The sequence below is a fragment of the Mesorhizobium sp. SARCC-RB16n genome, from assembly GCF_008520305.1.
GTDB lineage: Bacteria > Pseudomonadota > Alphaproteobacteria > Rhizobiales > Rhizobiaceae > Mesorhizobium.
The window spans coordinates 1-7,823 of record NZ_ML703327.1 but is presented as its reverse complement, the minus strand read 5'-3'; the positions used below and the strand labels follow the sequence as shown (position 1 = coordinate 7,823).

Below are 7,823 nucleotides of genomic sequence, written 5' to 3'. Positions count from 1 at the left end.
CCGAAGGGCGCAACCGGTTCGACCGGCGCGACCGGACCGAATGGCGCAACCGGTTCGACCGGAGCGACCGGACCCAAGGGCGATACAGGACCCAAGGGCGCGACGGGTGCCACTGGCGCCACGGGCTCAACTGGTTCGACAGGACCGAAAGGCGATACCGGACCGAAGGGCGCAACCGGTTCGACCGGAGCGACCGGACCCAAGGGCGACACCGGACCCAAGGGCGCGACGGGTGCCACTGGCGCCACGGGCTCAACTGGTTCGACAGGACCGAAGGGCGATACCGGGCCGAAGGGCGCAACCGGTTCGACCGGAGCGACCGGGCCGAAAGGCGACACCGGGCCGAAGGGCGCAACCGGTTCGAAGGGCGATACCGGACCTAAGGGCACGACTGGTCCCACCGGGCCAACCGGTCCGACTGGCCCCTCGGGCGCTCCTCAAAACCCGGTTGTTGCGTCGACCACAACCCTGGCGACAACGACCCAGAAGACCGCCAAGGTCACGTCCGACTCGCTTGGCCTCAAGGACACCGGGCAATTCCTGCAGCCCAGCTCGACCAAGGGCGACGGTGATCCTGGCAGCCAAGCCTCGCTCCGCCACCTGATCGGCCTCGCGGGGGCATCGGTGACGACAGACCTGCTCAATGTCCTCAAGACGATCGGGGGATTTGGGCAGAACCAGAACAAGCCGTCGGGTGCGATCACGGATCTCAACTCGGACCAGACGAAGCCTGGTACCGGCTACGCCAACAATGACCACACCGCCAAGACGACGCTGAAGGATCTTCTGAAGCCGCATGAGTGAGCGGGAATGTTGACAACGGAGACGGTCCAAATTTGAGGACTGACGCGCGAGCGGCACCAATGCGAAATCCGCGCGCGAAAAGGATTGGCATGAGAGTCGCGCTGTGGATCAATTCGGAGTACAAAAGGGGGATGAACGGTGACCTCGGCGGAGGCCCGTTGCCCAGGGCATCGTTGAGTTCGCCCGCGTACCGGAAGGCAAGTCCATGGTGAACATCACCGTGAACCCGGAAATCCAGCCGGTCTCGATCCGCGCCGGCACCGAAGGCGCGGCCGACCAGGCGAGCGGTCCCGACGCGGCGGCGCGGACTCCCGGCGGTCCCGCCGAATTCGACAGGATCGGGCCACGCCTCAAGGCGATGCTGCGGGCCGCCCGCTATCATGGCGTCGAACTCGACCCCAACGAATTCAAGGCCGTGAGCGCGGTTCCGGCCGCCGCCGATCTGTCCCAGTGGGCGCAAGACGCAGGTATGTGGTCGCGCGCGGTCCGCATCCGCTGGTCACACCTTTTGCGCTTCCAGGAAGCCGGACCGGTCGTCCTGTTGTTCAACGATGGCGGCGCGGCTCTGCTTGTCGGGGCGAGTGCCGAGCGAAACGTCGTCTTCCTGAAAAGTGCCGATGCATCCGACGATGGCGAAGCCACCGCCATCGACGAACTGCGGCTGTCCCAGGTGTGGACGGGCGAGGCGCTGTTGCTGCGGGCCGCGCGGTCCTATGTCGCCGCGGATGCGCCCTTCACCCTTCGCTGGCTCGCCGAGCTGGTGCGCCTCGAAAGCCGCGCCCTGCGCGATGTCACCATCGCCTCGTTCACGCTGAGCATCCTTACCATCCTGCCGCCGCTCATCGTCATGACGGTGGTCAACAAGGTGCTGCAATTCAACAGCGTATCGACGCTGGTCCTGTTGTCGGCGGTGATCGCCGTGGTTTTCGCCTACGAGACGCTCCTTGGCCATGCGCGGCGACTGATCATCAATGTCGTCGGCGCGCGTCTGGACACCAAGCTGCAGCTGCACGTCTTCAGCCGGCTCTTGCGCCTGCCGCTCGATTATTTCGAGCGCCATCCCGCCGGCGAGACGATGTATCACTTGGCTCAAGTCTATCGTATCCGCGAATTCCTGACCGGAAAGCTCCTCAGCACGTTCCTGGATATGATCACGCTCTGCGTGCTTATACCGGTCATGTTCTATATCAACGCTAGCCTCGCCTGGATCGTGCTGACCTGCGCGGTCGTGATCATGCTGATCATCCTTGCGTTTCTCAGACCGCTGCGCCGGAGATACCAGAGGGTGGTCGCAGCAGAGACCTGGAAGGCGGCGGCGCTCGGCGAAACTGTCGTCGGCATCAAGACGGTGAAGGCGCTCGGCCTCGAGCCGCAGCGCAAGGCGCTCTGGGACGAGCGGGTGGCGGAAGCGGGAAAGGCGCGTCTCGCCTTCGGACAGCTCGCAAGCTGGCCGCAGACCATGGTCACGCCGATCGAACGTTTGATGGTGCTCGGCACCATGCTGATCGGCGCCTATCTCGCGATGAACGACCGCTCGGGCTATATGGTCGGCGGCCTGTTCGCCTTCATGATGATCTCCCAGCGCGTGGCGCAGCCGCTGGTCGGCCTGGCGCGACTGGTCGAAGACTACGAGGAGGTCGGTGCAGCGATCGGCGAGGCAGCGTCGGTCCTCAACCGGCCGCTGGAGAGCAGTTCGAATTCCACCGGCCTCAGACCCAGGCTCGTCGGCGAGGTCACGTTCAGCGACCTGACCTTCAGCTATATCGCGACCAAGACGCCGGCGCTCGACCGGGTCAGCTTCCACATTCCAGCCGGAACCATGTTTGGCATTGTCGGGCGCAGCGGGTCGGGAAAGTCGACCGTCGCGCGCCTCCTGCAAGGAATCAACCGCGACTACAGTGGGTTCCTCAAGCTCGACGGCGTCGACCTCAAGGAGATCAACCTGCGCCATCTTCGCCAAGGGCTCGGCGTGGTCCTCCAGGACAACTTTCTGTTCCGTGGATCGATCCGCGACAACATCATCGCCGGGCGCGCAGGCCTGACGCTTTCCGACGCCATGCGCGCCGCGCACCTCGCCGGCGCCCAGGAATTCATCGAACGCATGCCCAATGGCTACGACACCTATATCGAGGAAGGTTCGCCCAATTTGTCAGGCGGTCAAAAGCAGCGGCTGGCAATCGCGCGTGCCCTCATCCACGATCCGACCATCCTCATCCTCGACGAAGCGACCAGTGCACTCGACCCGGAGAGCGAGGCGGTGGTCAGCGCCAACCTCATGCGCATCGCCAGCGGGCGCACGATGATCATCGTTTCGCACCGGCTCTCCTCGCTGACCGAGTGCGATAACATACTGGTCATGGATCAGGGCAAGGTTCTCGACGTCGCGCCGCACGCGACCCTGCTCGAACGATGCGCGCTCTATCGCCAGTTGTGGTCGCAGCAGAACCGGCACCTCGACGGGCGCCACGGCCGCCCGGTCGCCGTTCCGCCGCGGTTGGTTTGACCATGTCGCGCGGCTCACTCGCATCAGGTCCGGCAATCATGAGTAGCACCTCTCTCACCGCCCTCCCCGCTCGGTGGCATCGGATGGAAACAAGGGATCCGACGACACCAGCCATACTCGAGTTCCAGTGGCCGTCGACGGCTGTCGCCAACGCGCCTGTTCCACGGGCTGCGCGCGGCATCGTCTGGATCGTTTCCAGCCTGGTCATCGCGCTGATCGCCCTGGCGGGGCTGATACCGGTCGATCAGGTCGTAACGACCAGAGGGCTGGTGGTATCGCAATCCCCCAACATCGTCGTGCAACCGCTGGATACAGCGATTGTCCGCTCGATCGAGGTGCGGGAGGGACAGCGCGTCCAGGCCGGCCAGTTGCTTGCCCGCCTCGACGCGACCTTCGCCTCAGCCGACCTGGCGGCACTGGCGATGCAGGTTTCGACGCTTGAAGCCGAGGTGGCGCGGTTGAAGGCGGAAGCCAGCGGGCAGGCATTCGCCTATAACGGCCTCGACCCGAGCTGGACCCTGCAGATGTCGATATTCGAACACCGCAAGGCGGTTTACGACGCCAAGGTGGAGGGTTTCGAACGCCAACGTGACGAACTCAGTTCGGTGATTTCGCGATCGCAATCGGATGCCGACGGCTATCGCCAGCGGCTCGCGGTGGCAGCCTCGATCGAAGAGATGCGCAGGCAGCTCGAGGCAAGGCAAGTGGGGAGCCGCCTCAATACGCTCCTCGCCGAGGACAACCGGGCGGAAATGTCCCGGGCGCTCGGCAATGCCGAGCAGACCACCGAAGCCGCCAAGCGCCAGCAAGCAGCGGTGGCCGCGGAGCGCGACGGCTACATTCAGGGCTGGCGGGCTGAAGTCTCGCAAAGCCTGTCGGAAGCGAGCTCGCGGATCTCCGACGCCCGCGAACTCCTCAACAAGGCAAAGCTTCGAAACCAGTTGGTCGAGTTGAGGAGCCAATCAGATGCCATCGTTCAATCGGTGGCAAAGGTCTCCGTCGGCTCGGTCATGCAGTCAGGCGAGCGCTTCATCACGCTGGTGCCAGAAGATGCGCCGCTCGAGATCGAGACGAACATCGTTGGCAGGAGCAGCGGTTTTGTGCATGTCGGCGACCCTGTGATCATCAAATTCGACACCTTCCCCTATTCGCAGTACGGCCTCGCCCATGGCACTGTACGGACAGTCAGCCCGGACTCATTCTCGGCGCAAGAGCAAGCGCGCGATCCGAACAGCTCTCTGGCCATGCTGCCTTCCGACGCCGAGCCGTTCTATCGCACGCGGATTTCCATCGACCAGATCGCCCTCCACGGCGTGCCCGCCGGTTTCACCGTCAGTCCCGGCATGCCGGTGACTGCCGACGTAAAGGTCGGCCGGCGCACGATACTCAAGTACATTCTAGGTGTGATGCTCCCGATCGGCCAGGAGGCGATGCGGGAGCCATAGGGCACTGGAGGAATCAGAGGCTCGGATCGATGACAATCCTGGATCGGCTGACTAGTCTCGCCTTCCCGGCGAAAGCGTGGCGCCGGGCGATCCAGCTCTCTGACAGCGGCAAGTCCGCGGAAGCCTTTCCGCTCATGGCGGTAGCGGCGCGCGCGGGGATCGTCGACGCAGAGTACCGAGTCGCGCGCTGCTATCTCGAAGGCTCGGGTGTCCCGCAGAGCCGCATGGAAGGCGCGCGATGGTTGCTGCGGGCAGCCAATCACGGGAACGCCGATGCGCAAGCGCTCCTCGCCGCTCTCTATGTGACCGGGCTGGTGACGGCGGAAACTGACGGCAAAGGCGCCGAATCGGAGCTCTTGTTCAAACGGGATACCTCGAGCGAACCGGACTTCACGGCTGCGTTCGGCTTTGCCACGAAGGCGGCCGAGGCGGGCTCGGCGACGGGGCAAGCGATCCTCGGTTATATCCTTACCAGCGGCCCCGAATCGATGCGCGATGCAGATGCGGCGCACCGCTGGTATGAGAAGTCGGCTTCTGCCGGCTGCGCCGAAGGATGTCTCGGCCTTGCCCTGTCGCTGGCCCGGCGCGGCAAGCGCGAAAATCGAGCCAGGATTGCAGACGAGGTGAGACGCGCGGCCGACGCCGGCCTGCCGACCGCTACCTATCTTCTTGCGGTCCTTACCGAGCACGGGCTCGGCGTGGCACGCGACATGGCTGCAGCCGCGCAACTCTATCGGGCTGCCGCCGAGAAGGGCCTTCCCGCAGCCCAGTTCCGGTTGGGATTGGCGCTCATCGATGGTGGACTGGTCGACCATGACACCGCTGCCGGAGAGGCCTGGATGCGGCGTGCCGCCTTGGCTGGCAATATCGAGGCGGCCTGTCTCCTCGGCGATCGCTATGTGAAGACGCAGCGGCCGGATTTTGCGGAAGCCGCAAACTGGTATCGGCGGGCGGCCGAAGCGGGTCACCAGGCCGCCGCCCGCGCTTTGGCCTCTCTCTATCTGACGGGAAACGGCGTGGCCGAGGACGTCGAAGAGGGAGCACGCTGGCTGCGCATTTCTGCAAATGGCGGCAATCAGGAAGCGCAAACCGACCTCGCCAATCTTGTCCTCGGAGGAGCCGGCGAGACGGACGACGGTGCAAGCGTTGCCGGATGGTTCGAGGCAGCCGCATCATCGGGCGACCTCATCGCGGCATTCAATCTTGGACTCTGCTTCGCCAAGGGGGTCGGCGTCCGTCAAGACGAGGAGCAAGCGGCACATTGGCTCAGGCGCGCGGCCGAGGGCGTCGCCGAGGCGCAATATATGTATGCCCGCCTCCTCCAGGATGGACGCGGCGTGGCGGCCGACCCAACGCAGGCCCGTGTGTGGTTTGCGCGGGCCGCCGACGCCGGTGTGCCCGACGCGCGGGTAGCACTTGCCGAAATGCTGCTCAACGGGCGTGGCGGTACGCGTGAGCCAACGGCTGCGATGCAGCTGTTTGAGCAGGCCGCCGTCGACGGTCACGCCGGGGCGATGTTTGCGCTTGGCGCGCTGTCCGGCGCTGGGCAGGGCTTGCCGGTCGACCAGGCGGCTGCGCAAAAATGGTTCGCGGCCGCTGCCGGGCGCGGGCATGGCCAAGCCCAACTCATGCTCGGGCGTTATCTCATCAAAGGCCTCGCCGGGGAGCGAGACCCGGTGGCCGGTCGCCTTTGGCTCGAGCGCGCGGCTGCGCACGGTATCAGTGAAGCGGCCGACGAACTCGCCGAGTTCGCCACTGGTTGACGCCTGCGGTAGACCATCGCATTTGTTTTGTTCCGGCTGCGCCAAAATTGCCGTGGGGCGACGCTCGGTCAAGCCAATCGGACGGTCCACCTTGATCGACCTCTCACTTCAAGGTCGCTGAGGAGCCCGAGATGGTAATGCTGGAAGCTCGTTATTTGTGGCCAGATCGTCAAGCAACTTGATGATAGCCTTGGCTTTCTTAGGACTTGCAGGAATAATCCTCCATCGCATGTGGGGCGATGCACAGAATTCCGCTTCGGCAAGGCGTCGGGCCACGTATCGGCATGAACAAGGATAACGACCAACGAAGGAGGAGTTGATTCAGCCCGAAAGGGCGTGATCCGGATCGGTCCCCCGTGGGGACGATGGGCAAGGTGATCTCGTTAGCAGGCACGATGCTGGGACGAACTCTCCCAAGGTCGTTCAACAGATTGAGACGCCTCGCTCTACTGACCCCATCATGCGGCGGCCTGACGTCGACCGCGAAGAGAAGCTAGTGACCCGCGGGGCCACAAGATCCGGAAAAATATCGGGAGGAGCTTGGCCTCAACGACCCCAATCAGAGAAGCCTGCTAGGGCTTTATCTTCTTGGTCTGGCTCGGGGTCAGGTATCCGCCCTTTAACAGTTCCAAGGCGTCGAGCGCCTCGTCATCCAGCAAATTTGTCAAGGCCACCCCATCCACGAGTACAACGTTGTCGCTGTCTATGTCGTAGACCTCCCAAAGCTTATCCTTGACCCTTCGGATTGCGTACCGGCGCTCCATAAGGACCTTCTCATATACGAGTCTCGGAAATGGCGGCCAGAAAATTCGATCCAGCGGCCGTGATTGGCGGTGGAAAACCCAAGATCTGGATCGCCTTGCCGGCCGATAGCGTGGGCGAACTCTTGCCCACCGTCGTCTTGCGTCCCTCGGATCCGGTCCTTCGCCCCCTGTGGGAGAAGGTCCTGCTGATATTCATTTCTGATGCGGCCACAGCGGACTCGGTCACTGAGGTTCGCGTCGATTCCTCAGCCTCACCCCCGGCGCGCCCACCATTCTCAAAGATGAACTCGACGTCGGCCTCTTCTAGTACGATCCGCATCTTGTCGGCGCCGCTGACCTGCACGTCCTGGCCGTTCGGCTTCCGTGGCGACGAATAGACCGGCGCCGCTCCGGTGTGTCACCGCATCGAACGACGAATTCTAACCCGCGTTTTTCGCGTGCCAGGTTTGCAGCAACACGGCCGCTTCGGTCCGGTTTCGCACCCCAAGCTCGCGCAAGACGGCCGCAGCATGGATCTTCGTCGTCGCTTCGGCAATGTCCAAAT

Annotated in this window: 7 protein-coding genes and 1 pseudogene; 5 read left to right on the top strand and 3 right to left on the bottom strand. The window is 63.9% G+C overall.

The window, feature by feature from the left end; all coding sequences use genetic code 11:
• Window positions 1-338, bottom strand: a pseudogene (locus tag C7I87_RS36955) (peptidase); the annotation flags it as partial.
• 286 nt (window positions 339-624) lie between these two features.
• Between C7I87_RS36955 and C7I87_RS36950 the strand changes: the two are divergent.
• The 4 genes from C7I87_RS36950 to C7I87_RS34900 all read left to right on the top strand — a co-directional run bounded on the left by C7I87_RS36950 (window position 625) and on the right by C7I87_RS34900 (window position 6,515).
• Window positions 625-804, top strand: coding sequence for a hypothetical protein (locus C7I87_RS36950; RefSeq protein ID WP_373424820.1), 180 nt, complete (start codon window positions 625-627; stop codon window positions 802-804).
• A 205-nt stretch (window positions 805-1,009) separates the two neighbouring features.
• On the top strand, window positions 1,010-3,307 hold the full coding sequence (locus tag C7I87_RS34910; protein WP_246696539.1) for a peptidase domain-containing ABC transporter: 2,298 nt from the start codon (window positions 1,010-1,012) through the stop codon (window positions 3,305-3,307).
• Between the two features lie 83 nt (window positions 3,308-3,390).
• Window positions 3,391-4,752: an HlyD family type I secretion periplasmic adaptor subunit gene (locus C7I87_RS34905; RefSeq protein ID WP_188394126.1), complete on the top strand. Its 1,362-nt coding sequence runs from the start codon at window positions 3,391-3,393 to the stop codon at window positions 4,750-4,752.
• A 29-nt stretch (window positions 4,753-4,781) separates the two neighbouring features.
• A complete protein-coding gene (locus tag C7I87_RS34900; RefSeq protein ID WP_149908460.1) occupies window positions 4,782-6,515 on the top strand; it encodes an SEL1-like repeat protein in 1,734 nt (577 codons plus the stop codon).
• A 572-nt stretch (window positions 6,516-7,087) separates the two neighbouring features.
• On the opposite strand, the gene C7I87_RS34895 is transcribed toward C7I87_RS34900, so the two are convergent.
• Window positions 7,088-7,279, bottom strand: a complete 192-nt coding sequence (locus C7I87_RS34895; protein WP_149908459.1) for a hypothetical protein — start codon at window positions 7,277-7,279, stop codon at window positions 7,088-7,090.
• 29 nt (window positions 7,280-7,308) lie between these two features.
• On the opposite strand from C7I87_RS34895, the gene C7I87_RS34890 reads away from it, so the two are divergent.
• Entirely contained in the window at window positions 7,309-7,656 is a 348-nt protein-coding gene (locus C7I87_RS34890) for a hypothetical protein (protein ID WP_149908458.1), read from the top strand.
• A gap of 42 nt (window positions 7,657-7,698) precedes the next feature.
• On the opposite strand, the gene C7I87_RS36340 is transcribed toward C7I87_RS34890, so the two are convergent.
• The coding region (locus tag C7I87_RS36340) for a LuxR C-terminal-related transcriptional regulator (RefSeq protein WP_246696540.1) at window positions 7,699-7,823 on the bottom strand (125 nt) is incomplete at its 5' end.